General features: G+C 72.0%; 15 protein-coding genes. All 15 read right to left on the bottom strand.

Annotated elements, in window-relative coordinates:
- Window positions 1–46 precede the first annotated feature (46 nt).
- Complete coding sequence (locus tag ACWGJ5_RS38390; RefSeq protein ID WP_453314254.1) at window positions 47–2,245, bottom strand: hypothetical protein; 2,199 nt, start codon at window positions 2,243–2,245, stop codon at window positions 47–49.
- Window positions 2,242–6,135, bottom strand: coding sequence for a putative baseplate assembly protein (locus tag ACWGJ5_RS38385; protein WP_453314253.1), 3,894 nt, complete (start codon window positions 6,133–6,135; stop codon window positions 2,242–2,244). The genes ACWGJ5_RS38390 and ACWGJ5_RS38385 overlap by 4 nt, the downstream gene beginning before the upstream one ends.
- Window positions 6,132–9,335 carry a putative baseplate assembly protein gene (locus ACWGJ5_RS38380; RefSeq protein ID WP_453314252.1) on the bottom strand — a complete coding sequence of 1,068 codons (3,204 nt, stop codon included), beginning with the start codon at window positions 9,333–9,335 and terminating at the stop codon, window positions 6,132–6,134. The genes ACWGJ5_RS38385 and ACWGJ5_RS38380 overlap by 4 nt, the downstream gene beginning before the upstream one ends.
- Window positions 9,332–9,805, bottom strand: a complete 474-nt coding sequence (locus tag ACWGJ5_RS38375) for a GPW/gp25 family protein (protein ID WP_453314251.1) — start codon at window positions 9,803–9,805, stop codon at window positions 9,332–9,334. Before ACWGJ5_RS38375 ends, ACWGJ5_RS38380 begins: the two co-directional genes overlap by 4 nt.
- Window positions 9,802–10,134, bottom strand: coding sequence for a PAAR-like protein (locus tag ACWGJ5_RS38370; protein WP_453314250.1), 333 nt, complete (start codon window positions 10,132–10,134; stop codon window positions 9,802–9,804). The genes ACWGJ5_RS38375 and ACWGJ5_RS38370 overlap by 4 nt, the downstream gene beginning before the upstream one ends.
- A 27-nt stretch (window positions 10,135–10,161) precedes the next feature.
- On the bottom strand, window positions 10,162–10,674 hold the full coding sequence (locus ACWGJ5_RS38365; RefSeq protein ID WP_453314249.1) for a phage baseplate assembly protein V: 513 nt from the start codon (window positions 10,672–10,674) through the stop codon (window positions 10,162–10,164).
- 10 nt (window positions 10,675–10,684) lie between these two features.
- On the bottom strand, window positions 10,685–11,830 hold the full coding sequence (locus tag ACWGJ5_RS38360; RefSeq protein ID WP_453314248.1) for a hypothetical protein: 1,146 nt from the start codon (window positions 11,828–11,830) through the stop codon (window positions 10,685–10,687).
- Window positions 11,823–12,188 (bottom strand): hypothetical protein, encoded by a 366-nt coding sequence (locus tag ACWGJ5_RS38355; RefSeq protein ID WP_228625756.1) that lies wholly within the window; start codon window positions 12,186–12,188, stop codon window positions 11,823–11,825. Before ACWGJ5_RS38355 ends, ACWGJ5_RS38360 begins: the two co-directional genes overlap by 8 nt.
- A 5-nt stretch (window positions 12,189–12,193) precedes the next feature.
- Window positions 12,194–12,844, bottom strand: a complete 651-nt coding sequence (locus ACWGJ5_RS38350; RefSeq protein WP_453314247.1) for a CIS tube protein — start codon at window positions 12,842–12,844, stop codon at window positions 12,194–12,196.
- 402 nt (window positions 12,845–13,246) lie between these two features.
- Entirely contained in the window at window positions 13,247–19,732 is a 6,486-nt protein-coding gene (locus tag ACWGJ5_RS38345; RefSeq protein ID WP_453314246.1) for an eCIS core domain-containing protein, read from the bottom strand.
- Window positions 19,729–20,073, bottom strand: coding sequence for a hypothetical protein (locus ACWGJ5_RS38340; protein WP_453314245.1), 345 nt, complete (start codon window positions 20,071–20,073; stop codon window positions 19,729–19,731). The genes ACWGJ5_RS38345 and ACWGJ5_RS38340 overlap by 4 nt, the downstream gene beginning before the upstream one ends.
- A gap of 32 nt (window positions 20,074–20,105) precedes the next feature.
- Entirely contained in the window at window positions 20,106–22,124 is a 2,019-nt protein-coding gene (locus tag ACWGJ5_RS38335) for an AAA family ATPase (protein WP_453314244.1), read from the bottom strand.
- 21 nt (window positions 22,125–22,145) lie between these two features.
- A complete protein-coding gene (locus ACWGJ5_RS38330) occupies window positions 22,146–22,763 on the bottom strand; it encodes a DUF4255 domain-containing protein (RefSeq protein ID WP_453314243.1) in 618 nt (205 codons plus the stop codon).
- Window positions 22,760–23,545: a hypothetical protein gene (locus ACWGJ5_RS38325; RefSeq protein WP_453314242.1), complete on the bottom strand. Its 786-nt coding sequence runs from the start codon at window positions 23,543–23,545 to the stop codon at window positions 22,760–22,762. The genes ACWGJ5_RS38330 and ACWGJ5_RS38325 overlap by 4 nt, the downstream gene beginning before the upstream one ends.
- Window positions 23,538–24,242 carry a T4 family baseplate hub assembly chaperone gene (locus ACWGJ5_RS38320; RefSeq protein ID WP_453314241.1) on the bottom strand — a complete coding sequence of 235 codons (705 nt, stop codon included), beginning with the start codon at window positions 24,240–24,242 and terminating at the stop codon, window positions 23,538–23,540. Before ACWGJ5_RS38320 ends, ACWGJ5_RS38325 begins: the two co-directional genes overlap by 8 nt.
- Window positions 24,243–24,273: the final 31 nt, after the last annotated feature.

Raw genomic sequence — 24,273 nt, 5'->3', positions numbered from 1 at the left:
GTGCTGGTGCGCCGGTGGGAAGTCTGCGTCTGGAGGTTGGCGGGTGTCAGGTCACGAAGAAGACGCCCGCGTCGGTGCCGGCCGGGGCGAACTCCGCCAGGCGGGCACGGAGGTTGTCCGTGCGCTGCGGCTGGAAGAGGTCGTGGAAGGCGCCCTGCTCGGAGCGGTCGGCGGCGCCTCGGGCGATCTCCGGGGCAGAGCCGTGGGCGAGCTGGCCGTAGGCCGGGGTGCCGTAGCGCAGGCTGGTGAAGCGCGGGCGGACCCGGTCGGTCTCGGCGGCGGCCAGTGCGGGGGCGTCCGCGGGGGCCGTCCGGCCGCTCTCGACGAGTTCCCGGACGGCCTCGCGGACCAGGTCCGGCTGGCAGCGGTAGCGGCGCGGGGTGCGCGAGCCTGGCGGCACGTAGCTGAAGCGGAGGCAGCCGACCGAGCGGCGGGCGACGTTCATCCGGCCGGTGAAGACGCAGTCCTCGGCGGTCTCGACGGCGTGCGTGTGCACCTCGCCGATCACGGTGGTGCGGTAGGCGTGCAGGACGGCGTGGGCGTGCCGGCAGTCGGGGGCGGAGAGCGCCTCGAGGCCGGAGGCGGTGGCGTCCAGGATGCTGTCGGCGATGTGGATCGGCAGCGGGTCGTCGTCGACCTCGTCGCCGACGACCTGGATGGTGCCGAGGATCGACCGCTCGATCTGGACGCAGGCCGTGGTGCGGTCGAGGACCAGGCTGGGCTCCTCGGGCGAGTGCGGTGCGCAGTGGTCGGTGAGCGACCAGCCCGGGACCAGGGTGCAGTGCCGGATGACCAGCTCGCCCAGCGGGCCGGTGACGTTGACGCCGCGGCCGGTGACGAGAAGGCCGTCCAGGACCATGCGGCCGCCCCGGCTGTCGCCCGACGTGCCTCCGGTGCCACGGACGTTGAGGGCGTCGGGGCGGTTGCCGTACCAGTCGAGCAGGCGGATCACCGGGCGGGTGCCCTCGGCGGCGCGCAGTTCGAGGCGGTCCTCGGGGTCGAGGGCGAAGTCCAACTGCTCCTGGTAGGCGCCGCTGTGGGTGATCTGGATGATCGCCTCGCACCCGGTCGTGCCCGCGGACTTGTCGGTGCGCCACTGCTCGTAGGCGTCGGTGATCCGCTCGAAACGGCAGCCCGGGCCGACCCGGTAGACGGCGGCCTCGGGAGGGGTGAACCGGTCGCGCGGGTACTGGCCGCCGCCCATGTCGTCGGAGAACGCGTACTGATAGCTGACCCAGACGCCGCGCGTGGGCGCCGAGCGCGCGCCGAAGGCGATCCGCCCGAGCTCGGGGTCGACGGCGACCTGGCCGTACTTGGGCCGGTAGTGCCAGCCGGAGAGGTCGGCCACCACGATGTCGGAGAGCGGGACGGGGCTGAAGTCGTCGTCGCGCCAGATGGCGAAGCTCCTGCCCGGGCCGTAGAAGTCGCTGAGCCGGCCGGTGAGTTGACGGCGCGTGATGTAACCCGGGACGTTGTCGACGGTGGCGATGTGCGTCGCCGAGGGCTCCGGCTCGGGGAGGGTGACGAGCGGGGTGTCGTTGCCGAGGATGGAGAAGGTGTAGTGGTTGCGGGCCCGGTCGAGGCAGTAGGCCGGGCCGCGGGAGATCGCGTACGGCTTGAGCCGCCAGACGAAGAGCCCCACGCCGGCCGGGGTGACCCCGCCCTGGCGGCGGGTCGAGGCGGCGCGGCGTACGTCGGCGGTGCGAGCCGAGGTGTCGAAGGGGCTGCCGAGCAGGTCGAGGGCGGCGCCGTCGCGGAGGTCGGCTAGGCGGCCACGGCGCAGGCGGCGGCGGTCGGCGGACGTCTCGTCGGCGCGGAAGAGGCGCACCGGCTGGCTGGTGGCCAGGAGCCGGGAGAACTCCACCGCGCGGGCCGGCCAGTCGGCGGTGGCCGCGCAGATCTCCTCCAGTACGGCCAGCGTGCCCTTGCGGCGGCGGTTCGCGACCGTGTCGGCCACGTCGCGGCGCGGGGCGAGGCGGGCGGCCAGACCGGGGTCGGTGCTCAGCGTGTCCTGGTAGCCGGGGAGCACCTGGTACCCGACGAGGTCGCCCAGGTAGGGCAGGACCCAGTCGGCGGCGGTCTCCACGAACCAGTCGTCGTACTGCCGCTCGACGGTGGTGCGGATCAGGTCGATCTGCTCGGAGATGACCGCGAGCAGCGCCCGCAGCGGCTCGCCGGACTCGGTGTCGCGGATGCGGTACCAGTCCGGGAGCAGGTCGAGCAGGCCGTCGGGGTCCCGGCTCATGCGGAGGCCTCCTTGAGGATCAGGGTGTCCGGCAGGTCCGGGGAGACCACGGCGAGCTGCGCCGGGCGGATCCCGCGGAAGACGACCACGCTGCGGCCCGCCCCCAGGGGCTGGGTTCCGGTGAGGTCGGGGTTGAGGCGGAGCAGTTCGACGAGGGAGATGCCGTACAGGGCCGCGATGTCGGTCAGGGTCTCCTCCGCCGGGCCGGTCACCCGGTGGCGTTCGACGTGGTGGCGGGCGGGCTGCGCCGCCACCACGTCCTGGGGTGCGGCGAGTCGGTCGCCGAGTCGCTCCAGTCCCTGCGGGGAGAGGTCGCTCGGGACGCCGGTGAAGGCGGTGACCTCGACGTGGTCGACGCCGGGGACGGAGTGGGCGGTGGCCAGCACCTCCGAGAGGTAGGCGGGCTGGGCCAGTTCGCGCGCGTCGAAGCCGAAGCGCGCGAGGAGGGCGGAACGCAGGAGGGGCTCGACCTGCTCCCAGTCGTAGTCCCGGCCGACCGTCACCTGCGCGGCGAGGAGCAGCAGGACCTTCTCGCGGACCGCCACCTGCACCGGCAGCCGGAGGTCCCCGTACTCGGCGAGCGAGGCGCGCAGAGAGGTCAGCAGACCGGAGTCGGGGGCGATCGGGATGTCGTCCACGCCGGCGACCGTGACATGCACCAACTGGCGTCGGCCGTCGTAGAGCTGGGCCGCCTTGGCGCGGCCGATGCCGGCCCGGGCCCGGGTGAAGTCCTCGTAGTCGGGGACGGAGACCAGGCGGTCCAGGGCCGAGACGGCCAGCGGGACCTGGCGGCGCCGCGGGGTGAAGCCGCGGGTGAGGGCGCGTGTGTCGGTGGCGCCCGCCGCGCCCTCGGGGTCGGCTCCGCCGGTGGCCGGCAGCGGGTTGGTCACCCCGGTCACGCCGAGCGGGCGCGTGGCCAGCTGGGTGATCCTGCCGGCGGCGACGTTGGCGGACCTGCCGATGCCGGTCCGGTAGGTGGCCCGGACGTTCTCGTGGCCGCTCGGCAGGCGGCGGCCGTGGATGCCGTCGCCGAAGGTGACCCGGATCCGGCCGTCCTCGGTGGTGCTCGTGGTGTAGACGCGGTCGTGCGGGCCGGCCGCGGCCAGGGTGTCCACCTCGTGCCACAGGACTCCGTCGACGCGGATGCGGAGGGTGCTCGCCGCGCCCTCCGGGGTGTCGGACGCCAGCCAGGTGAGCGGGGCCTGCCACAGGACGAAGCTCTGGCCGGCCTTGCTCGCGTCGCCGCTGCCGATCGGCTCGTCGCGGGTGGCGCCCTGGGTGGCGCGGACCACGTTGCCGTAGATCGTCACCGTGGAGCGCTGGTAGCGGTGGGCGAGCGGGGCGGTGAGCATGAGGGTGGTGCGGACGGTGTCGCCGGGCAGGGCCGGGTCCACGGCCTGGACCGCCTGGGAGATCATGGCCAGCTCGCTGCCGTGCACGCCGGGGGTGCCGGGGATGTCGGTCCGTTCGCCGGACACGACGATCCAGCGGCCGGGAGCCAGGCCGTGGTGGAGCTGGGCGAGGTCGATCAGGTCGCCGCCGACGTCGTCGGTGAGCGGCTCGTCGGCCAGCTGGAAGCTCTCGCCGCGGGCGTAGACGCTGGTGTCGCGGATGTGCGAGAGCAGGGTGTCCTTGTCGTCCAGCCACGGGTCCTCGAGGGTCAGCTCGGTGACCTTGCCGGTGATGCCGAAGTCCGCGCGGGAGAGCACGCGCACCCCGCTCACCCGGGTGATGACCCTGGAGAGCCTGGGGTCACCGGGGACGCCGCCGGTGACGCCCTTGCGGGGGCGGTCGACGGCGACCCAGCTGCCGGGGGCGATGCCCTCGTAGACCGCGTCGAGCGCGAGCACGTTGCGTGCGGTCAGGCCGAGTTGGGCGGCGAGGGTGACCTCGACGGAGGCCGGGCCGTCGTCGGCGGATCGCTTCACCGTGATCTGGTACGCGCCCTGGGTGCCCGTCGGCTGGTCGCCGGGTGCGAGGTGGAAGTCGAGCGGCTGGGGCAGTGGCGGGTTGGGGCCGTTGCCGTCGCCCTCGTCGGTGGTGCCGGTCGCGGTGATGGTGACGTGGATACGGCCGTCGTCGCCGGGGCGGGAGACGAAGAGGTCGCGCTCCGGGAGGTGGGCCTGCAGGCGTGCGGTGACACCCGGCTCCTGGCCGGCCTCGAGGGCCCGGCGCAGCGCCGACTCGTTGCCGGTGGTGGAGAGTTCGATCCGGCCGGGGCCGAAGTCGTGGGTGCCGTCGTCGCCGGGGAGGGTGAAGTTGATGCTCACCGATCCGCCGGCCTCGACGTAGCTGAACTCCGCGCGGCGGGGCGTGGCGCCGTCCGTGTCGTAGTCGACGCGCATGCCGGTGAGCTTGGAGCCGGTGAGCGGCCAGTCGGTGTAGCGGACGACCCGGCCGGTCCCGTCGTAGACCGGCTTGAGCGGGGCGGTGGCGCCGAACGGCGTCCCGGTGACCCGCATGGCCTGGGCGTCGAGCAGTGCGAGGGGTGCACCGAGGTCGACGTTGGCCCAGGCGGAGTAGAGGCCGTCATCCAGCCGCGGATCGAGCGCGGTGAGCAGCCCGGCGCCGAGGTCGGAGCCGGGGGCGTAGCTGCGCTCCGGATCGCGGGACAGGGCGCGGGCGTCCGAGGGGAGGCTCGCCGGCGGGGTGCGCAGGGCGGAGAGCAGCGGGCCGAGCCCGGACAGGGCCGGGTCGATGGCATCGGCGGGGCAGTCCCCCGGCTCGCTGCCGGGAGCCCCGGAGGCCGATGCCACGCCTGGCAGGGCCGCCGCCGCGGCGGTGTGTGTGCCCGTACCGGCGGCGGGCTGCGGCGGTTGCAGGCCGAGGGCCTGCGCACGCAGCCGGGTCAGTTCGGTGTCCAGGGCCTCGAACCAGTCGGAGACGTCCCGGTAGTCCTGTCCGTAGGCCTTGGCCTCGCGCAGCCGGGCGAGGGTCCGGGTCAGCCGGTCGGCGAGCTTCGGCGGGGTGTCGAGGGTGTCCAGCTCGCCGCGGAGCGGGGCCAGCACCTGGTCGTCGAAGTCGCTGACGATACGGCTGTGTTCGGGCCAGGGGTTGGGGTTGTGCTCTCCGCCGTCGGTGATCCAGCGGGTGAGCTCGGCCTTGATGCCCTGGAGGGAGGGCAGCGAGGCCTGCGGCAGGCCGATGGCCGTGGTTCCGCTCTCCCGGTCGACACTGACGCCGGGGACCGTGAGCAGCACGCGCTGGCTGCGGTCGGCGGCGCGGTCGGCGCTGAAGATGAACAGCAGCTGGTCGCCCTGTTTGATGTTGTTGGTCGTCCCGGCGGCGAACAGCCGCTTGCGCTTGGCGAGTTGGGCCGCCGACAGCTGGTAGGGGCGGCGCTGGAGCACCTTGAGTTCGTTCCAGGACCAGCGGGCGGTGAGGTCCTCGACGGTCTCGAAGGACTGGGGCTCCTCGCCCTGGCCCGGGACGCTCTGCGAGCGCGTGCCGCGCGGGACGACGACCGTGGTCTCCTGGCCGCTGCGCGGATCGCGGTCCACTGTGTACGCCAGATACGTCTCGGCGGCGACGCCCGGACGGGGCTTGTGGCCGACCAGGCCGCCGAGCAGGGCGAGCGAGCCCTCCTCGGTGGCGGTGCGCAGATAGCCCTCGTTGGCGATCCGCTCCGAGTAGAAGGTGAGCACGTCGCCGACCACGGCGGCGGCGTCGACCAGCGCGATCGCCGGGTCGTCCGGGGTGCGCACGGTGAGGCCCCGCAGGGCGGGGTAGGCCGGGCCGGAGAGCCGGTCGAGCATCGCGGAGACGAAGCGCCCGTACTCCCCCACCCGGTAGCGGACCGCGTCCAGGCCGGGCGGGTTGAACACCTCGACCGGCGTCGCCGGGTCGGCTCCGCCGCGATCGCAACCGCAGTTGCACGGGTTGCCGGTCATCGGCCACCTCCGATCTCGATGGTGAGCCGGCCGTTCTCGGGCCGGGCGGAGTCGTTGTCGCAAGCGGCGACTTCGAGCGCGCCGACCGGCAGGAACCCGGCCGCCAACTCGCCCTGGTCGGTGCGGAAGAGGCGCCGCAGTCGCGTCACCTTGGCGCTGAGCACCCCGGGTACGGCCGCCACGGCGGCGACCAGGCGGCTGACCCGGACCGGCTCGCCGAAGGTCAGTGCGTCCGGGTGGAAGAAGCCGAGCCCGCCGTCGGGCAGCCGGCGGTTGCCCAGCACCCGGCGCACCTCGGCCAGCACGTGGCCGACCTGGTGGGCCGGGTCCGCACAGACCGACAGCGCGAGGTCGACCGGGACCTGGAGCGCGGGGCGCACCACGAGCTCGTGGCCGATGCGGCGGTACGGCAGCAGGTTGTGCTCGACGGCCTGCAGCAGTGCCTCGCCGGGCTCGGGGAAGTCGACGGCTCCGGCGGGCCCTCCCGCCACCGTGGCTCTTGGGCGCTGCACCGCCTCGACGGCCACGTGCATTTCCTGGCCGCTGCCGGTCCACCGCAGTTCGGCGGCGGCCCGGCGCACGCCCGGGACCTGTGCGGCCAGGGCCGCGTAGTCGCCGGGGGTGATGGCGCGCCTGAGCTCGCGGTGCGGGGCGAGCGGGGCGAGCCGGCGGACCTCGTCGACCGCCTCGGGCTCGGTGCCGCCGACGGCGGGGAGCGGGTTGCGGACCGCCGTGACCGCCTCGAAGGCGGCTCGGCGGGAACGCGCGCCGCGGCCGTTGTCGTCGCTGCCGCGGCAGACGACGAGGTGGTTGATCGCCTCGGCGCCGACGTTGCCCGATGCGCCGTTGCCGACGCGGTAGGCGACCTCCAGCGTGGCGCCGGGCGGGGGCGGCGCGCCGTGCTTGCCGTCGCCGAAGCGGAGGGCCAGGCGCCCGTCGTCCTCGACTTCGCCGACCACGTGGTGGCCGCGCGGGCCGTCGGCGAGCAGGTCGCGGCGGGGAGTCCACACTCCGTCGCCGGCCTGGGCGCGGACGGCGGGCAGCGCGGTGCGCGGGTCCTGGTGCAGGCCGTCGGCGGCCGGTCCGGCGAGGACCGGGTCGCCCGGTTCCAGCTCGGCGGCGTAGCGCTCGCCCCAGCTCTGGGCGATCTCCCAGGCCACGTAGCGGTTGAGGACCGTGCCCGCGTGGGCGCGGGCGGTGAGCACCTCCAGGCGGCGGAGCTTGCCGGCGAGGAGGCGGGTCCGGCGGTCGTAGAGCTCGCGCAGGGCCCGGCCGGGGTGTTCGTCGATGTGCAGGCGCCGGATCGTAGGGGCGCCGAAGACCAGGGTCAGCTCGTCGACCTCGCCCTCGGTGGGCGGCTCGCCCTCCTCGGCGCGGCGCCACAGCTCTTCGATCCGCTCGCGCAGCCGGGTGGGTATGGCTGCCAGACGGGCGGCCTGGCCCGCGGCGATACGAGCGGGGTCGGGGTAGGGGGTGGCCTGGGTGACGGGGGTGTGGCGCAGGAGCGGGCGGAACCGGGGGGCGATCGCCGGGTAGGTGGACTGGGCGAGGAGCGTCTCCAGGGCCGAGGCCTGGGCGTCGGCGGTGGAGGGCTGGACGCGTTCCTCGACCGTGGTGCCGGGGGCGAGGACGACGGATATGCCCGCGCGGGCGACGGCGTCCGCGCCCAGGAGCGGTTCCAGCTCGCGCACCTGGTCCGGGGTCATCGGCCGCCCGCGGCGGGTCTGGTCGAGCAGGGCGTGGACCGCCTCGCCGGCGGGGCTGCCCTGGGTGCGCTCGTCGGAGCAGCCGAAGGCGGTGGGACCGCAGGGCCTGAGTTCGGCGGGCGCGGGCGGGACGGCGAAGCGCTCGGGGGCGCCGTTGCAGAAGGTCAGCGAACGGCCGTGGTCGACCAGGACGGCGTTGCCGCGGGCGACGCTGACGTCCGTGATGAGTGCGCAGTCGAGTCCGCCGCGGGCGGACAGGCACAACGGGAAGGTCAGGGCGTCGCCCTGGCTCCACGTCACCTCCAGGACGGGCTGCTCGTAGAGCTCGTCCTCACCCGGCGTGACCGACGCGAGGCGGACGACCTGGCGGTGCGTCGGGTCGGCGCCGGCGGGCGTTCCGGTGCGCGGGCCGAGGACCTCCTCCAGGACGAGCAGATCGCCGGGCTTGAGCTTGAGCCCGCGCTTCGGGGTGTCCATGAGCGTCGCCGAGGTGGCGCCCCTGGGCAGGACGCACTCCTCCTCGCCCCAGGTCCAGAAGCGGATCTCGTTGTGCTCGGGGCGGAGAGCGAGGTCGGCACCCGGGTTCAGCGGTTCGAAGACCTCCAGGCCGACGGGCAGGTCGGCGAGGGCGTCCAGGTCCTCGTCCGCGACGACCGTGCCGAAGTCGGGGCGCTCCTGCGGGCCGAGACGTGACACGTCGATGGCCGCGAAGCGGTACTCGCCTTTGGGAAGCGTCAGTTGGCGGTCTGTCTGCAGCGCTACGAACGTACGGGCATTGCAGCCGTCGTGCATCGCGTAGTCGATCAGACGGACGTGACGGCGGACCGAGACCCGACGGCGGGCCGTTGCGAGATACGCCTCGGTGGCCACCGCGTCCTGGTGGTAGGAGAGTTGGTCGCCCGTGTAGGCCAGCAGTTCGACCAGGGCCGTGCCGACGTCCGGGGCGTGGCGCTCGACCCAGCCGGGCGCGGTCAGGCTCATCCGGTCCAGGATCAGCCGGCGCAGGCTGTCGTAGTCGCGCGCGGTGTAGTCGATGACCGGGTGACGGGCGTACTTCGGGGCGCAGTCCTCCTCGTCCTCCCCGCAGTCGTACGGGCTGGGCCCGCCCTGGGTGAAGGTGAACTGGACGGCGGCGTAGCGGACGTCGAAGCCCCGGCGCGGCTGTGTCCCGGGCCGGCCGAAGGCGTCGGTCTCGACGACGCGGAGGCGGTAGGGCGACGTGTCCCCCGCCTTGTCCAGGGTGACGAACATCCGGTCGTCGAGCTCGGGGTCGTCCTCGCGGACGATCTCGACCGCCAGAGCGCGGATGTCCCGGATGCGGCGGCCGCCCTCGATGCGGATGTGATGGTGTGTCAGATGACCCGGTGCCTTGCCGAGGAAGGTGACGACGAGCGTACGGCCGTCGTCGCTCGCCTCCACCTCGTCCACGCCGTGCAGGCGTGCGGCACGGACGGCTCCGCGGCGCTGGTCGGTTCGGCAGTCTGCGCTGCTCACGCGGCTCCCCCGCTCCCCTCGAACACATCGGTACGGCGCGTCCCGGTGCGCCGGACCGTATAGGCCAGGTGCACCCGCACCACGTTCTCCTCGCTGACCACGTCGAGCGCGTCCACCTCGATCACGTCACCGAGCCAGCGTTGCAGGGCGGCCTGGACGGAGAGCTGGAGCGCCGAGGCCAGCTCGGGGCTGTTGGGCGCGAAGACCAGGTCGAGCAGCCCGCAGCCGAAGTCGGGGCGCATGACCCGCTCCCCCGGGCTGGTGAAGAGCAGCTGCTCGATCATGTCCCGCACGTGCCCGTCGTAGTCGGTGTCCGCGGTGCGGCCGCGGTTGTCGACATGGAAGGGGAAGGCGATGTCCGTGCGGGACGGGTACGGCTGCGGAGCGGGCAGCTGGATGACGCGCTCGGCGTGGGTTCCGGCCGGGGCGGCCGCGCCCGCTGCCGCGGTTCGGCGGCTGCGCGGGCTCATCGTCCCACCACCCGCTGCTGCACGATGGTGACGTTCGGCGGGCCCTGCGGCGCGCCGGCGGCCGTGTTGCAGAGCGCCGTCGAGTCCTGGAGCAGGGCGGGCGAGTTGTTGATGCGGATGCGTGCGGAGGCCCCCGTCCAGCGGATCGTCGTGCAGGGGTGGGGATTTCCACCGGCGGTGAAGGTGCAGCCGGTCACCGTGTAGACGTCGGCCTCGGTGGCGGCCGGGCTGCCGTCGACGAGCACCCGCGACTGGGCGGGCAGGACGTTCGCCTGACCGCCGTGCGGGCACATCACCGTGGCACCGATGGTGACAAGATTTCCGGACACGTGAACTTGGCCTTCCCCCGTCGGAATTCAGGTGACGCTGAGCGCGTCGTTGTTGATGGTCACGGTCGGCCCCACGAGGGAGATCACCGCGCCCTGACCGTTGCTGATGTGCACCCCCGTGTCGTCGATGACGATCGACGCGCCGGAGGGGTGCTTGAGGGTGATGCCCTTTCCGCCTGGTTCGTCGGAGAGGACGATCTGGCGCAGGCCGGGCGTCTGGAGCACCACGTTCGGATTGTTGGTGGCGGTGACCGCGTCCTCGGGCACCTCGTGCGCCGCTCCGTACCAGCACCCCGTCCAGATCGGGTAGCTGGGGTCGCCCTGCTCGAACTCCACCCACACACCCGAGCCCACCGGCGGCAGATGGAACTGCCCCATCCCGGGGCCGGCCAGCGGGAAGCACGGCATGGCCCAGGTCGAGGGCACGTCGCCGAGCACGTCCGGGACCTGGACCTGCAGTCGGCCCACGCGCATGGGGTCGGCGTTGCTCACCACGGTGCCCCGGTACTTGCCGAGGTAGCGGGTGGGTTCAGCAGCCATTCTCTGTCTCCTAGGGGACGACCGTCGGCTCGAGCGCGATCAGCCCCTCGCGAGCAAGGGTGAAGTTCTGCGTGTACGAGCCCCGTTGCAGGTTGTGGGTCACTGACTTGACGTAGTACCGGCCGTCGTAGGTGATGCCGGCGCCGCGGACGCCGACCAACTCGCGGGCGCGCAACAGGTATCCGTACCGGACGACATCCAGCTGGCCGGAGCCGGTGACGGCGTCGGCGGACTCCGCCGCCTTGGCGAGCGCCTCGGCGATGCCCTGCCCGCTGTCCTTCTTGGCGGTGTCCGCGATCACCGTCTTCTTCAGCGCGGGCGCCGGGCGCTGGGCCAGCTGCGGCCGCAGGATGCTCACTTCGGGCACCGGCAGGATGGAGGAGACGCGGGTGGCCGGCAGCTGAATGCGCGCCTCCGGCTGCTCCCGCGCCGTGCCGTCGAAGGCGAAGGTCAGCTGGTCGACGTTGGACAGCCCGTCCATGTTGACGTTCAGCGCGTGCTGCGGCTCACCGAGGCGGACCTCCGGCCCCCAGTAGGCGCGGCTCTGCCCGGGAACGGGTCCGGGGTCGAGGTAGAAGGCGTAACCGTTCGCCTGCGCCAGCTGGTTGACGTAGGCGAGGTCGGTCCCCTTCTGGAAGTCCACACGCTGCGTCGGCATCGGCGTCTGCGGGATCAGCTCCGGGACGACCAGCGGGGTGATCCCGTACTGCGCGTACTGGGCGATGATCGCGTGCACGCGGGCGGCCGGGGACATCGCCGGGTACGGGACGGCGGCGCGCTCCTCCAGGTCCATCAGGACGGTGAGATCCTCGCCGGTGACGGTGAGCGTCGACTGGCCGGGCTGGTTGGAGATCCCGACCTCCTGACGAATGATCACACCGTCCATGAGCACGGTGGGGGTGCCCTGGACCGTGACCGTGAGGATGACGCGCGTCTTGGGATCGAAGTGGCCGCCGGGCAGCAGAATGTTGCTGATCAGGCTGTCCTTCGCCAGGTCGAACGCCAGCTGGAAGCCGCTGCGCTGCCCCGACGCCACCGTCACCTGCACGGACAGGAGCGAGTCCGCGACCTCCTGCGCGACGGGCACGGCCAGCTGTGGGCCCATCATCAGCGTCAGATGGATCGGCCCGGTCGTGATCGGACCGTTCTCAGCCATTCGCCCCTCCGGGCACGCCCGAGGGCAGCGTGATGCGGATCCGACGGCCCGGCTCACTGGTCAACTCCCGTGGATCCAGTACGGGATTGGCGTCAGCGATCCGCCACCACTGCTCGGCGTTGCCCAGGTAGCGGGCGCCGAGGAGGTCGGGGCGGTCGCCGGTGCTGACGGTGTGGGTGGTCAGGTCCGCCATGCCCTCCGGGGCGGGGAGCAGGCGGCGACGCAGATAGGTGACTTCGTGACCGTCCGCTTCCGTGAACCGGGCGGTGCCCAGCCCGTAGTAGCGGCTCGACCGCGGATAGGCGGTGGTCGCCTGTGCGAGCGCGACCGCGTCCAGTGGGTTCTCCAGCGACGCCATGGTGATCAGACCCCTCCCAGTCCGCTTCCGCTGAGACCCAGCGCGCTGAGTCGCCGGGGACCTGCCAGCCGCTCCTTCTGCGCCAGGTACGCGAGGTAGAGCTCGTACCCCCGGTTGCTGACGGGCAGATCACTGACCGTCAGAACACGCAGTGTGATCGCCACTTGAGCCCTGATCGGGTTGAGGTCGACGTCGAACGCCTCCTCGGTGATCGAGAACTCCGTGAGCCTGACGGGTACGACCCGCTTGTTGCCCCACGTGAAGAGCGTCAGCGGGGCCTCGACCGGGGTGATCTCCAACGTGCCGCGGGCCGCGAGCGCCTCGAGCTGACGCAGACTGGCGCTCGACGGGCTCACCAGCATCTCCAGCACGGCGAGCTGCGGATGAATCCCGTTCGGCGCCGCCACATCCAACTGATCGGTCGCGTCGATCTCCGCGGTCAACTTCCACGTCTCAACGGCCGGCCCCTTGAGCCGCAACGCCTCCGTCCGGTCCCCCGACTGGTTGTCGGCCCCGGCCGCCTGCGGCGCGATGCTCCGCTCCAGGCTGTCCGGGTTGAACTGGAGAACGATGATCTCCTTGGGCGTTCCGCGCTGGGGGTCGATGATGACCAGGCCGGAGCGGATGGGTTTGGGTATGTCCGCATATCCGGTCATGGCTGTCCACCACTGAGTTGGTTTATTTCGGAGGCTACATCATCCACGGAAACCCCATTGGAAAGGCGCTCCAAGATTAGATCGATACAATCCCTGATGGCATACTGGTCGACATCTTCAACAGTAATCAACACATCATCCCAGGACCCTCTGAGGACGCAAAGTCGATAGAAACCGCCGGACCCGCCAGGGGTATACCATCCGAGGTCGATGATCAATGAATTTACCTGAGTCCGCCAACCGTCCCCAGAGTATGCCATTTTCATCATCGAAAGGAGATCTTGACTTAGATAGGCATCCCTATCCCCTGGCGCCAGCTCCGCCAAGGCCGGAAGTTCTACAAACTTATTGAAGACAACCACCCACCCCGAAGGAATCCTCAAGGGCATCATTCTAATCATATTAGCCCATCTCTTTTCTTGGGTGCGAATGAATAGTCGGGGTCTCATTATCGAGGTCGGTCAGTTCCGCGCGAAGCCAGTAAGCCGGCTCTCCATTATCCCATCCGATCTGGAAGTCAAACTTCTTCCAGCCGTACACCGAACCTTGAGATGTGACTCTTGTCCCGGTCAGATGCGCCTCCCGTTCAAGCTTCTTCACATCCGCTTCCGTCAAACTCGCGCTAAATTGACCGGCCCCGCCATTCCTGCTGGCATTCCTGCGGGCTTCATCCGTCTTCCCCTTCCAATGCTTTCCCCCACTATACTCACGGGGTGGCATATGATGAGCATTGTCGACCCTTCGCCGATGCTCCTGATCCTCCCGCTCTTTCTGCGCAGCCTTCGGATCCACGTCGCTCCGCTTGAAGTGCTTGGAGTAGTCCTCCATCGCCGCTTCCAGCTTCCGACGCTCCTCTTCGATCTCCTCCCTCGTAAATCCAAGCTCCTTGTCCTCAATGGCCATTTTTGCATCGGCAGCCCTACTCAATACGTTATTCAGCATCTCGATCTGGTAGCCGGGCTTGCCGTCCGCCTTTGCCCTTGCAAGGGCATCACTTGCATGCTTGTGCACCTCGTGCGGGTCGACAGGATCCGGCTGACCCTGCGGATTTTCGCTCTTCTGCTGGTTTCGTTGAGACTTTTTACTTCTGTTCTTATTTTGCTCGTCCTGTCCAACTTCGGACGGGTCGACAAGTTCACCGTCACCTCGCCGGGCCCATTCGTTGGATTTCTTTTCGGGATTCAGAACCGCCCAAATCCCGCCGCGCTCGGCTCCCCTCATATCCAGCGAGGTCAGCCTGTACCATCGCTGCATGGCAGACAGGGTCGGCCGGAGGACGGCCGCGAAAATGCCTTTTCTGAGGAGTCCTCCGAGCGCGGGTCGAATGCGGGAAACGATACGCTCGAGACGCTCAAGCTTGGACTGAGGCGAATTCTCGTGCTTGTCGCGCTCCTCGTGACGTTGCCTGCGCTGCTCCTTACGCTTGTTCCACCAGTCGCGCAACTGGTCGCGCTTGCGCTTGTAGGCGTCGTAGACCTTGTGTGCGCCGTTGCGGATGGCGCTGCCGAGCCTGCTGTTCTTGAGTTTGCGGCCCAAGGCGCGAGCCGCGTTGCGGGCCTTGGCGAGGGCGCCCTTGACGGCTCCCTTGGCGCGGTTGAGGGCTTGGCCTACGCGGGAGACCGGACGGCGGGGCCGCGAAGGCTCCTTCGGCTTCTCGGGCTCACTCGGCTTCTTCGACTCCTCCGGCTTGTGGGGCTTGGACGGCTTGGGCTCCTGCTCGTGGGGCTTCGTGGACTTGGGGTCCTCGTGCTCGGCCGGGCGCTTGGTGTCGGTCGGCCGCTCTTCGGGGTGGTGCGTCTGGGGACGCTCCTCCTCCGGATGACGGGGCGTCGCATGGGGCTCGCCCGGGCGCTCGTGGGGATGCTCGCCGAGGGGGGACTCGGCGGGGCGGCGGCGGGACGGGAAGCGTTCGCGGACTGAGGACATCGCGTTGCGGAGGCCCGTGCGGGCGCGGTTGACCGCGGTGCCCACGGCCTTCCTGGCGCCCTTGCCGGCCTTCGCGAGGGCCTTCATGATCTTCTGGGCCAGGGACTTGAGCTTGGAGCCGACCGCCTTTCCGGCGCCCTTGAGCTTGGAGAGGAGGTATTGAGAGACGAACTCGAGAAGGGCGACGACACCCGCTGCGACCGCCTCGGCGAAGAGGCAGGCGGCCGGGCCCGCCTTCACCGCCTTCAGGAAGGCGAAGAACTTGCCGAAGGCGGCGATGATCTTGCTGACGGTTCCCCAGGCTGCCATGAGACCCTGAATGATCGTCAGGATCGCCCCGGCCGCGGGCACGATCATCGAGATGACCTTTTCGATGATGATCTGCGCGAGCATCATCGGGAGGGCGGAGATGATCGCCTTCCAGGCCATCTGGCCGATCTTCTTGAGGGAGATACAGCCCTTGACGAGGATGTTCAGGAGGGTGGACGTCAAGCCGACGATGGACTCGACCTTCTGGTCGAACCAGGCCTTCACCGCCGTCTTGATCGCGCCCCAGAGGTGATGCTGGATGCCGTCCATCGCGGCGGCGCCCATCTTGTGCAGCCAGCCGCCCGGGTCCGGGGCGATGTCCGCGATCAGCGCCGCGAGTTGGCCGAGCGCGGCGATGGCCGCCTTGACGAAGTTGATCGCGGCCTCGACCGCCGCCCGGACCTGGTTGATGATGGCCTTGAGGGTGGCCTCGGCCAGCTTCAGCAGCGCGTTGAGTGCGGCGCCCAGCGCGTCGAGGAGCGCGTTGACCGCTGCCTTGAGCGCGTCGGCCAGGGCGTTGACCGCCGCGATGGCGGCGTCGCGCAGGGCCTCGATGGCCTTGCGGAACTTGTCACGCAACGCCGGGAACGCGGCGAGCAGGACGTCGCAGATCTTGATCAGCGCATCGGCGACGACCTTGATCAGTGCCACGGCAAGCTTGCGGCAGGTGTCGATGACCGAGTCCGCGAACTTCTTGAAGCCGTCGATGATGTCGTTGACCAGCTTGCGGAAGAAGTCGAAGATCTTGGTTACCGCGGACAGCAGGGCGTTGAAGGCATCCTTGATCTTGGACGTGATCCAGCCGAACCAGCCCGAGGACTCGTGCTTCTTCTTCTCCTTCTCGTCCCGGGCCTTCTGCTGCGCCTGCTCACGGTTGTCCTGGATCTTCTTGTTGTCGCTGGTCTGCCGGTCCTTGACCTGCTTGTTGCTGTCGTCGCGCTTGGAGAGGATCTTCTGGTTGTTCTCCGAGTGCGACTGATCCGCCTGCTTGTCGGAGTCGGCGATCTTCTCGTCCTGCTCGGAGCGCCAGTCGTCGCGCGCCTGCTTGGCCTGGACGCCTACCTCGCCGCGCTTGTCGGTCTGCCTCCTGGCGTTGTCCTCGGTCTCCTTGTCGATGTCCGACTGGTTCTGCTTGCGCGCGTCGGCCTGCTGCTGCTTGTTCTTGGCCTGGGCACTGCCCACCTGGCCCTGGCCCTGGCCGATCGCCTGCTTGATCTGCGGGCCGCGCTGCTGCTGGACGACGGTCGCCTCGCCGGGCTTCAGCTGCGCACCGGCCTTGCCCTGACCACCGCCGCCCTGGCCGCCGGCGCCCCCGGGAACGTTGCCCTTCAGGGTCTCCTGGGGGACATCGGGGTAGATGTGGTCCTCGCCCAGCGGCTTGGCCGCGTCCTGGCGGCCGGTGTCCTGGATCTCGGACGTCTTGTCGTTGTACTTGCCGGCCTGCTGGTCCGTCAGCTTCGGGTCGGCGTCGCCTGTCAGCTGCACCTGCGGGGCCGGGCCGACGGTGACGTTCAGCCCGGGGTCGGTGGAGGGGACGTCGTTGACCGCGTCCTGCATGTTCTGGACGTCGTGCGCGTCGGCTTGGCCCGCGTTGGTGTCCGGGACGTTGGGGGTCTGGACCTGCTGGGCCGGGTTCTGGCCCTCGACCTGCCGGCCGTCGGCCTTCTGCTGCTCGCCCTGTCCGGGCGGGGCCACCCGCTCCAGCTGGCCCGACACCTGCGGGGCCACGGCCTCCTCCGGCGGGTTGCCGGACAGGGTCTGGGGCGCGCCGGAGGGGCGCTGCGCGGTCGGTGGGGCGGCCTTGAGCTGGGCCTGCTGCCGGCCGATGGAGTGGTCGACCGCTCCGTCGGCGCCGTCGAGGACGGTGACCGTCTGGTCCGGCGGCACGCTCGCGGCCGTACCCAGAGCGGCCTGCGGCTCCTGGTCGGAGACGTTGGGCGGGGCCGGGCTCTTCTGCTCCTGGGCGCCGCCGCCTCCGCCTCCGCAACCACCGCCGCTGCCTTCGGGTTTGTCGGCCTCGGTGCTGGGCTGCGGGGAACCCGCGCAGGCGCCGCCACCCGGTTCGAGCGAGGCGCCGGGAGCGGGCTGGGCGCCGAGGGCGCCCGGGGCGTCGGACTGCTGGTCGGCGGGTCCGAGGGCGGGGGACTTCGCGGCGGCGCGGGCCGGAGCGGCAGCGTCGGGCCCGGCTCCCGGTCCCGCGACCGCAGCCGACGGCTCGGATGCGCCGGCCGGGCCGGCGGCGGCAGCGACGGGGACAGGTGCGCGGCCCGGGGCCGGGCTCACGGTGTGGCCCGATCCCTGTGGGGCGCCCGCCGGTTGGGGCGAGTGCAGCGCCGATGCGGGCCGTGCGGAGGCGCGGGCGGAGGCCGGGGTCGCGGGGGCCGGGCCGTGCTCGGCCTCCTGGCGCTCGTTGTGCTCGGTGGCGCTCTCCTGCTGGGCGGGGGTGGGGGCGGCGCCCTCCTCGCTCTGGAGACCCTGTGCTGACGTACCGTCCGCAGGTCGGTCCGTCTCGGCTTCCGGCTTCGCGGCCGGGGAGGCGTCGGCGGCGGGTTGGGCGTGCTCGGGGTCCGGGCCGACCTCCTGCTCGGCCGGCTTCTCGGTCTGGAGGTCGTGCCCGGTACGGTCCCCGGCCTCGTTCTCCGCGACGGGGCCCGGCTGCGGGGCCGACTGCGGAGTACGGCGCCCCGGAGCGGGCGGGGCCGTCGCGGTGGAGGGCTCGGCGGGCTCGTCGTCCTCGCGCTCGCTCTCGCGCGCAGCCTGGACCTTCTCCGCCTTGGTCGGGGGCGGAGCCGGGAAGCCGGGGACCTCGGCGGGGCCCGGGGCGGAACCGTCGGCGGGCAGGTGAATCCGGTCGGCCGTCGGGACGGCGGAGACGTCGAGGTCGGCGGAGGGGACGAAGTCCTCCGGCTTGAGCGCGGTCTCCGCCGCACCGGTGGCGCCCGGCTTCTCGCCGCCGTGCGGACCGTCGACCTCGCCGTCGGCGCCCGGCTCCAGGCCCTCGGGCTGCTCCTGCTCGGGATGTTCGCCGTGCTCCTCGTCGTCCTCGAGGACGCCGTGGCGGGCGAGCGAGCCGTCGCGGTCCTCGGCGGTCTTGTCGACCTCCTCCGGGCGCACGGGACCGGGCTGCGGGGTGGGCAGGTGGTCCGGGTTGTGCGGCTTGCTGCCGGCGACGGGCTGCTTGGCCGCGGAGTTCCGCTCGTGCTCCGGCGAGCCCTCGGCCTTCGCTGCGGCGGGCTTGTCCTTGGGGTCCTTGTTCTCTTCGGTCTTCTGCTGCTGGGCCTGCTGGTCCTTCTTGTCCTGCAGATCCTGCTGGGCCTGCCGATCCTGCTGGTCCTTGCGGTTCCTGTCCTGGGCGTCCTGGCCGTCGGCCTGCTGCTGGGCGGCGGTTGTGCCCTGTGCCTGGTCCTGACCCGGCTGGGCTGCCTGCGCCTGGTCCCCGGTGGCCGCGTCGGGCCGGGCGGATGCGGACTGGCCGGCGGTGGCCCCGAAGGATGCCGAGGACTCGGAGGACGCCGAGGCGTCGGCCCCGGTGTCGGACGAGGAGGAGGAAGTCCCGCCCTGTTGCTGGGAGTCCTGCCTTGCGCGCCTGCGCTGCCTGGAGGGCTTGCGCTTCTTCAGCTCCTCCTGGTGGTCGCGCTGCTGCGGGTGCTCTTCCTCGTACTGCTGCTCCTGCTCGGGCCACTGCCGGCCCCGGCCCTCTTCCGGCTCCCGGGAGGAACCGTCCGGGCGCCGGTGCTCGCGGCGACGCCCCTCGGCCGCGTCCTCGCGGTCCTCCTGCTCGGTCTCGCGGTGATCGCGTTCCCGTGCGTCGTCCTGGTCGTGCTCGGCCTCGGTCCGGTCGACCGTGTCCGTGACCGGGACCGGGGCGAGCGGGGTGTCCACCCCCTCTGGCAGGTGCGAGGTCTGCTCGGCGAGGGCGAGCACGCGCTGGTAGTCGGAGGACGGCAGACGGAGTTCGAGCCTGGCGAGCACCGCCTGCTCCAACTCCGGTGCGAACCGGACCAGTTGTTTGCGTACGCGGCCGGAGGAGTCGGTGGGGTCGCCGCGCAGGGAGCGGAGGATGCCGGCGGTCAGCCGGTCCACCAGGGTCGCCGGGTCCAGGCGTTCGCTGCGGAGCCGGTCGGCGTCGACGCGGGCGTAGCGGAGCCAGCCGGGCGTGGCGGAGGCATCGCGGGTCACCTCGGGCGTTTCCGTGTCCGTGCCGCGCGCGCCCTGTTCGGCCTGCTGCTCGACGGCGTCGGTCGGCAGGCTGACGCCGCCGAAGTCGCGGCCTGCGCGCAGCCGCCCGGGCTGGTCGGGCGCCTGGACGGTGTGCAGCAGCTCGTGGGAGAGCAGGCGGCGGCCGTCCTCGGTGCCGGGGCGGAAGGCACCCTTGCGGAAGAAGATCTCCTGGCCGACGGTGACGGCGTCGGCGCCGACCAGGTCGGCCAGCGCGGCGGAGTCCTCGTCGGTGTGCACGCGGACGCGGCTGAAGTCGTGGCCGAGGCGCGCCTCCAGCTCCCTGCGGATGCCTGGGTCGAGGGGGTGGCCGGCCCCGCTGATGATCTCCTTGGGCTCGGGCGTGCGGGCGGAGCGCTGCGGCTTGCGGGCCTTCTGCTTGTTGCTGCCGCTGCTGCTCTGGCGGCTCTGCGCGGGCGCGTGGGTGCTGCTCAACGGCGCCCCCTGCGGTCGTTCGCGGCACCGGCACCGGACAGGCCGGCGTGGACCGCGCGGGCGAGGGCCTCGCCGAGGCGGCGTGGGTTGCCGGTGGCGGGCAGCTCGGGCAGCCCGGAGAGGAGGTCGAGTGCGCGGTCGCCGTCGGCGAGCAGGGCGGCCGGGACTCCGCGCTCGCGGACCAGCCGGTCCAGCTCGCCGTGGAACGCCTCGCGGACGCGCTCGGCGTCACGCGGGGTCAAGACGAAGCCGTCGAAGGCGAGTTCACCGATGTCGATGCGGATCGCCGTCGGCGCGGCGGGGAGGGGCGCCTGCCGCTTGTCCGCAGTCACGCGGTCCACGTCCGGTACGCCGTGTATGTCATGTACGCCGTTCAGACCCACCCGTCCACCTCCGAAGGCGTCAGGGAGCGTTCGAGTTTGAGGTACTCGGTGCGCGCCGCGGCGAGCATGTGCCGCATGCGCACCGGGCTGCCCTCCTCGGCGGCGAGGAAGGCACCGGCCAGCGCGATGTTGCGGATCGAACCGCCGGCGACGGTGAGTTGGGCGAGCCGCTCGGGGTCCAGGCCCTCCGTCGGCGTCCGGTCCGGTATGACGCGGCGCCAGATCTCGGCGCGCTCCGGCACGGAGGGGAAGGGGAAGTCGACGACGAAGCGGATCCGTCGCATGAAGGCGTTGTCCAGGGCCTTCTTCATGTTGGTGGTGAGGACGGCAAGGCCGCGGTAGGCCTCCATGCGCATCAGGAGGTAGCTGACCTCCAGGTTGGCGTACCGGTCGTGGCTGTCCTTGACCTCGCTGCGCTTGCCGAAGAGCGAGTCGGCCTCGTCGAAGAGCAGCAGGGCGCCGCCGCGCTCGGCCGCGTCGAAGACCCGGCGGAGGTTCTTCTCCGTCTCACCGATGTACTTGCTGACGACCTGCGAGAGGTCGATGACGAAGAGGTCCACGCCCAGCTCGCCCGCCATCACCTCGGCGGCCAGCGTCTTTCCGGTGCCGGATCCGCCCGCGAAGAGCGCGGTGACGCCGAGTCCGCGGCGCAGCACGCTCTCGAAACCCCACTCCTGGTGGACGGTGCCCCGGCGGCGTACGTGGGCGACGATCTCGCGGAGGGTCGCCCGCTGTCGTTCGGCGACCACCAGATCGTCCCAGCCGGCGCGCGGCTCGACCCGGCGGCCGAGCTCGTCGAGGGCCATGCGGGCCTCCACCAAACCGGCGCGCCACGCCAGTTGGGTCGGATCGCTGCCGCCTTCGCCGTCGTCCGACGAACGCCGAACCGAGGTGGCCGCCGAGCGGATGACGTGCGCGGGCAGCGAGAACTGGGCGACCAGCCCGCGCAGTCCGATCTCGGTGACATCCGGCAGATCGCCCAACGCTTCCGCCCAGACGTCCAGTTGTTCCTCCACGCCGAGCGCCGGAACGGTCACCCGCTCGGCGCGGGCGCGAGCGGTCGCCGGACGCGGGTCGTCGGCGGAGAGCACCAGCGGTACGGCGAGCCCGGCGGTCAGGGCGTCGACGGCGGCCGAGGTGTCCCGGGCGGACAGCCCGGACGGCGCCTCGCCCAGCGAGACCGACGCACCGTCGTGCGACTCCACCAGCAGCGCCGCGGGCAGCAGCACCGCCTCCCGCTGCCACAACCGGGCGAGTTGGTCTCGGTCGCCGGGATCGGTCGGGAGGTCCTCGGCGGAGACCGCGTACAGGGTGAGCCCGGACTCCCGGGCCGCGGCGGCGGCGATCTCCCAGCGGGTCTGCCGGTCGGCCCCGACCAGCTCTACGTGCGGCAGCGCGTCCAGCTCGGCCGCGGCCCAACACGCGGACAGCTCACGTGCGGTGCCCTCGTGCGCGGGGGGCAGGTCCTCAGTCGGCGTGGCAATCCGGCTCAGCAGCCCGTGCAGGCGGACGTCCAGGTAGTCGACACCGACGAGGAAGTGCAGGATCCGCTCGTCGATCCGGAGCCGCGAGGCGGTGAGGGCCACGGACCCGTCCCGGTCGTCGAGTTCGAGCAACCGCCAGCGGCGCAGCGGGCCGACCGGGGCGAGCGCGCTCCAGTGGGCGTCGTCCAGGGCGGCCAGGGCGAGGGAGAAGGTCGGGTACGGCCGCGCCGGTTCACCGCCGGCTGCGGCGCACCGGCTCGCGGTGGTGGAGTCCAGCTCGGCTGCGGCGGCCAGGACGAGGATGTCGCGCTCGAAGGGGCTCAGGCCGAAGCAGGAGCAGAGGGTGTCCAGGGCGCTGCCGGGCTCCGGCTCAGGGCAGGCGGGCAGCCCGGAGCCGGCGGTGCCGCCGCCCTCGCGTCCGGACGCGTGCGCGTCCAGGCGGGCCAGCACCGCCTCCACCGCCACGGACAGCGCCTTGTGGTGCAGATCGCCGCCGCCGGGCACTTTCGCCTTCTCCCCTCCCATGGCCGTGACTCCGCTCCCGCCTCAGCCGACTTCCGGCACGGCGTGCACGGTGCGGGTCTTGACGGGCTTGGGCTCGACCGGTGTCGCACGGCCGTCGATCATCACGGCGATGCCCTGGTAGATGAGGGAGAGGGCGTAGGGGGTGTTGTTCTGGTAGAGCATCCCCCAGAGCTTGGACGTGTCGTCGATGTCCAGGGCGGTGGGTGTGAAGCGCACCCGCTGCGGGGAGTCGGCCAGGTCGGTGCCCTGGAGGTAGGGCTGCTCGGCGGCGGCCTCGATCATCGCCCTGGACAGCACCGGGTTCTCGTGCAGGGTGCGCACCACGCAGCCCAGCAGGCGCTGCGGGACCAGTTCGGCCTCGTCGCCGTAGAAGCTGATCAGGTAGTGCAGGTCGAGGGCGGCCGAGGGCCGGGTGAGCACGGTGCCGTCGGCCGCTCGGGTGGGCGCGTCCATGTTGCGCAGCGAGGCGTTCGGCGTCACCTGGTACAGGAAGACGGTGATCGTCGGCTCGGCCGGCGGGTCCGTCGGCGGCTTGCGTGCGCCGACGTCGACGGCGAACGGGATGTCGGGCGCCAGCGACTGCGCGATCTGCTGGCGCAGTGCCTCGGTGACCGTGGCCACGGCGAGGGTGTTGCTCATCGCTGGGCCTCCCCGCGGGACAGGTACTTCTCCAGGCTCAGCACGGGCGACGGACGACCGGACCGCTGCGCGCGCTCGGACGGGCGCGGAGCTGCGACCGCGCCACCGCGTGAGGCGGCGCGGACCTCCAGTCGGGCGATGCTGATGTGCACGGTCCGCTCGGGCGTGCGCCGCCCGGTGGTGTCGCGGGCGGACTGGCGTCCGGCGACGGGGGCGGCCGGGCGGGCCGCGGGGCGGGCGGTCTGTGCGGGAACGGCGGCGACGGGGCGTTGGGCGGTGTCCTGCCGAGCCACGGAGGACTCGCGTCGGACCGCCGTCTCCGCGGTCGGCCGCCCGGAGTCCGTCGCTCGTCGCGACGGGTCACCGCGCCCGTCCTCCGCGGCGGACCGCCGGGCGGGGCCGACGGACGGTTCGGGGGCGGGCTGCGGTACGGCGGCGGGAATCAGCACTCCGCGCTGCGGAGCGGTCTGCTCGCGCAGCGCCGACGGCAGCTGCCGGACCGCAGGCCGGACGGGCGCCAGGTCGCGACGCGGTGCTGCCTCAACCGCCGTGTAGCGCACGGTCGTTGAGTCGGCTCGTCGCGCGGGATCAGCCGGCTCGCGCTCCTCGAAGTCCGGTGCGAACGGGTCGACACGCGCTCCGAGGGCGTCCATGCGCTCGAACGGGCCCGGCAGGCGCGGGCGCACCCGCACCACACCGGTGTCCGCCGCGCCGTCCGCGCCGCCGGAGGGCGCGGCCGCGGGAGCGGTCCGCCCCACCAGGCGGTCGAAGTGGTCAGGCATCCGCACACAGCTCCAGGTAGTAGCGGCGCCGCAGCGGGCTGAGCGCCAGGATCTCGTTCTCGCTCCAGCCGTAGTGGCCGGCGAGCAGGTGGACGTCCTGCAGGGTGTCCCGCGCCCAGGCGTCCAGTTCGGCCCACAGGTACGAGGCGATGTCCAGTTCGGCGGTGGCCGGGTGACCGCAGGCCGGGCAGGCCAGGTTGAGCCGGACGTCGGCCCCCGGGTCGGCCTCGGCCGCGGCCTGGGCGACGCGCTGCCGCACGTGCTCGGGCAGCGCGTCGGCCGCCACCTCGGTTCCGGAACGTTCGGCGTGCAGCACGCACCGGGCGACCAGATCGGCACCGGCATCCGCGGAAGGCGATGCCTCCACGACGGCCAGGTCCCCGGCCGTCGGCAGCCGGAACCGCACCGTCCAGCCGTCGGCCTCGACGGCCAGCGGTCCGTCCGCGACCTCGGCCGTACCGGCGCCGATGACGTCCTGCACCCCTAGCGCGAACTCCATCTCCTCGCCGCAGTCACGGCACGTCACGCGCACCTCCAGCCGCTCCCCGAAGAGTTCGCGTCGCAGCGCGAACAGATCGGTGTCGCGGCGCCCGACGGGGACCGACAGCAGTTCCTCGCTGTCCGCCGCCGGCCGGGCTGCGGAGTGCAGCAGCAGGGCACGCTTGGCGTACCCCGCGGCCACCCCCGCCTCCCACACGGCCAACAGGGTGGCCGAGTCGACGGATGCG

Source organism: Streptomyces sp. NPDC054783 (assembly GCF_053611725.1).
Note: the sequence above shows the minus strand (reverse complement) of the source record. Positions and strands in the feature narration are given on the sequence as shown.

Bases quoted from the DNA above. Each gene is read 5' to 3' on its own strand.
- ACWGJ5_RS38390 (WP_453314254.1), bottom strand. From the start codon at position 2,245: ATGAGCCGGGACCCCGACGGCCTGCTCGACCTGCTCCCGGACTGGTAC.
- ACWGJ5_RS38385 (WP_453314253.1), bottom strand. From the start codon at position 6,135: ATGACCGGCAACCCGTGCAACTGCGGTTGCGATCGCGGCGGAGCCGAC.
- ACWGJ5_RS38375 (WP_453314251.1), bottom strand. From the start codon at position 9,805: ATGAGCCCGCGCAGCCGCCGAACCGCGGCAGCGGGCGCGGCCGCCCCG.
- ACWGJ5_RS38365 (WP_453314249.1), bottom strand. From the start codon at position 10,674: ATGGCTGCTGAACCCACCCGCTACCTCGGCAAGTACCGGGGCACCGTG.
- ACWGJ5_RS38360 (WP_453314248.1), bottom strand. From the start codon at position 11,830: ATGGCTGAGAACGGTCCGATCACGACCGGGCCGATCCATCTGACGCTG.
- ACWGJ5_RS38355 (WP_228625756.1), bottom strand. From the start codon at position 12,188: ATGGCGTCGCTGGAGAACCCACTGGACGCGGTCGCGCTCGCACAGGCG.
- ACWGJ5_RS38350 (WP_453314247.1), bottom strand. From the start codon at position 12,844: ATGACCGGATATGCGGACATACCCAAACCCATCCGCTCCGGCCTGGTC.
- ACWGJ5_RS38335 (WP_453314244.1), bottom strand. From the start codon at position 22,124: ATGGGAGGGGAGAAGGCGAAAGTGCCCGGCGGCGGCGATCTGCACCAC.
- ACWGJ5_RS38330 (WP_453314243.1), bottom strand. From the start codon at position 22,763: ATGAGCAACACCCTCGCCGTGGCCACGGTCACCGAGGCACTGCGCCAG.
- ACWGJ5_RS38325 (WP_453314242.1), bottom strand. From the start codon at position 23,545: ATGCCTGACCACTTCGACCGCCTGGTGGGGCGGACCGCTCCCGCGGCC.